Origin of the sequence: Lactobacillus agrestimuris (assembly GCF_943193025.1) — a bacterium.
In the GTDB taxonomy this organism is placed as follows: Bacteria; Bacillota; Bacilli; order Lactobacillales; family Lactobacillaceae; genus Lactobacillus; species Lactobacillus agrestimuris.
In genome coordinates this window covers 1-3,189 of sequence record NZ_CALPCQ010000040.1, presented here as the reverse complement: position 1 = coordinate 3,189, position 3,189 = coordinate 1, and the positions used below count along the sequence as shown (strand labels likewise).

Sequence of the window (3,189 nt, the reverse complement as noted above, 5' to 3'; positions counted from 1 at the left end):
GGCAGCTTCCTACCCTCGCAGGCAGTTGCCCACCAACTACTCTCGGCGTTAAGAAGCTTAACTTCTGTGTTCGGCATGGGAACAGGTGTATCCTTCTTGCTTTCGCCACCGCACTCTTTTGCTTGAGCTACTACGCTCAAAACTAAATATAATCCTTGCTAAAACCTGCTTGATTGCTTGCGCTTTGGTCAAGATTTCGACTGATTAGTACTGGTCCGCTCCATTCATCACTGAACTTCCACTCCCAGCCTATCTACCTCATAGTCTTTGAGGTGTCTTATTGCTTTCGCATTGGAAATCTCATCTTGAGGGGGGCTTCGCACTTAGATGCTTTCAGCGCTTATCCCGTCCGCACATAGCTACCCAGCGATGCCTTTGGCAAGACAACTGGTACACCAGCGGTGCGTCCATCCCGGTCCTCTCGTACTAAGGACAGCTCCTCTCAAATTTCCTACGCCCACGACGGATAGGGACCGAACTGTCTCACGACGTTCTGAACCCAGCTCGCGTGCCGCTTTAATGGGCGAACAGCCCAACCCTTGGGACCGACTTCAGCCCCAGGATGCGACGAGCCGACATCGAGGTGCCAAACCTCCCCGTCGATGTGAACTCTTGGGGGAGATAAGCCTGTTATCCCCAGGGTAGCTTTTATCCGTTGAGTGATGGCCCTTCCATGCGGTACCACCAGATCACTAAGCCCGACTTTCGTCCCTGCTCGAGTTGTCTCTCTCGCAGTCAAGCTCCCTTATACCTTTACACTCTTCGAATGATTTCCAACCATTCTGAGGGAACCTTTGGGCGCCTCCGTTACACTTTAGGAGGCGACCGCCCCAGTCAAACTGCCCACCAGACACTGTCCCTGATCCGGCTTACGGATCTAGGTTAGAGCATCCATCAAACAAGGGTAGTATCCCAACATTGCCTCCAATAAGACTAGCGTCCTATCTTCTCAGGCTCCTACCTATCCTGTACATGTTTAACAGATACTCAATATCAAGTTGCAGTGAAGCTCCATGGGGTCTTTCCGTCCTGTCGCGGGTAACCCGCATCTTCACGGGTATTATAATTTCACCGAGTCTCTCGTTGAGACAGTGCCCAAATCATTACACCTTTCGTGCAGGTCGGAACTTACCCGACAAGGAATTTCGCTACCTTAGGACCGTTATAGTTACGGCCGCCGTTTACTGGGGCTTCAATTCATGCCTTCGCTTTCGCTAAGCATTCCTCTTAACCTTCCAGCACCGGGCAGGTGTCAGCACCTATACGTCGTCTTACGACTTTGCAGATACCTGTGTTTTTGATAAACAGTTGTTTGGGCCTATTCACTGCGGCTGATCTTGCGACCAGCACCCCTTCTTCCGAAGTTACGGGGCTATTTTGCCGAGTTCCTTAACGAGAGTTCTCTCGCTCACCTTAGTGTTCTCCACTTGACTACCTGTGTCGGTTTGCGGTACGGGTACGTTATCTCTGGCTAGAAGCTTTTCTTGGCAGTGTGACATCAGCACCTTCGCTACTTTATTTCGCTCCTCATCACGACTTGTCTTCATCAAAAGCAAGCATTTGACTCACTCTCTAACTTATCGCTTGAACATGGATCCATCACCATGCGTACTTAGCCTCCTGCGTCCCTCCTTCGCTCATAACGATTTAACGCAGTACAGGAATTTCTACCTGTTATCCATCGACTACGCCTCTCGGCCTTGCCTTAGGTCCCGACTTACCCTGGGCGGACGAGCCTGCCCCAGGAAACCTTAGTCTTCCGGCGGATAGGATTCTCACCTATCTTTCGCTACTCATACCGGCATTCTCACTTCTAAGCGCTCCAACTATCCTCTCGATTAGCCTTCTCCGCACTTAGAACGCTCTCCTACCACGTGCTCTTTAAAACACATCCACAGTTTCGGTACTATGCTTAGCCCCGGTAAATCTTCGGCGCAGCGCCACTCGACTAGTGAGCTATTACGCACTCTTTAAATGATGGCTGCTTCTGAGCCAACGTCCTAGTTGTCTACGCAACTCCACATCCTTTTCCACTTAGCATAGATTTGGGGACCTTAACTGGTGATCTGGGCTGTTTCCCTTTCGACTACGGATCTTATCACTCGCAGTCTGACTCCCGTGTATGGATATGTGGAATTCGTAGTTTATCTGGACTCAGTAACCCCTGACGGGCCCATTGTCCAAACAGAGCTCTACCTCCACTATCCTCTTTCACGAGGCTAGCCCTAAAGCTATTTCGGAGAGAACCAGCTATCTCCAAGTTCGTTTGGAATTTCACCGCTACCCACAACTCATCCCCGCAATTTTTAACTTACGTGGGTTCGGTCCTCCAGCGCGTTTTACCGCACCTTCAACCTGGTCATGGGTAGGTCACTTGGTTTCGGGTCTACGTCAAACAACTCTTCGCCCTATTCAGACTCGCTTTCGCTACGGCTCCGTCTTTTCTGACTTAACCTTGCTATTTAACGTAACTCGCCGGTTCATTCTACAAAAGGCACGCCATTACACTTTAATGTGCTCTGACTACTTGTAGGCACACGGTTTCAGGTTCTCTTTCACTCCCCTTCCGGGGTTCTTTTCACCTTTCCCTCACGGTACTGGTTCACTATCGGTCACTAGCTAGTATTTAGCCTTGCGAGATGGTCCTCGCGGATTCAATCGGGATTCCTCGTGTCCCGACCTACTCAGGATCCTGCTCAGCGCTGTTTGGATTTCGCTTACGGGGCTCTCACCCTCTCTGGCATACCTTCCCAGATATTTCTGCTATCCTCTCAGCTACCTTCTTGCAGTCCTACAACCCCACATAATAAATTACATGGTTTAGGCTCTTTCCGTTTCGCTCGCCGCTACTCAGGAAATCGATTTTTCTTTCTCTTCCTGCAGCTACTTAGATGTTTCAGTTCACTGCGTCTTCCTTTATATATCTTAACAATATATAATGATGCATCTCCTGCACCGGGTTCCCCCATTCGGACATCTCCGGATCTTAGTTTACTTACAACTCCCCGAAGCTTTTCGTAGTTCGTCACGTCCTTCTTCGGCTTCTAGTGCCTAGGCATTCACCGTGCGCCCTTTTCTTCTTGACCTTACCTTAAAGTCTTTTCTCTCTTCTCGGTCGCTTCTTCGCAATCTGTTTCTTTGATTGTCTCGGTTTTTGCTTGGATTATATTCAGTTTTCAATGTACTAAC

The 3,189-nt window shown here is 49.5% G+C and carries 2 rRNA genes; both read right to left on the bottom strand.

Going from position 1 to position 3,189, the window contains the following annotated elements:
• Window positions 1-113, bottom strand: a 5S ribosomal RNA gene (gene rrf / locus NFR82_RS08710); the annotation flags it as partial.
• 71 nt (window positions 114-184) lie between these two features.
• Window positions 185-3,086 (bottom strand): 23S ribosomal RNA (locus NFR82_RS08705).
• Window positions 3,087-3,189: the final 103 nt, after the last annotated feature.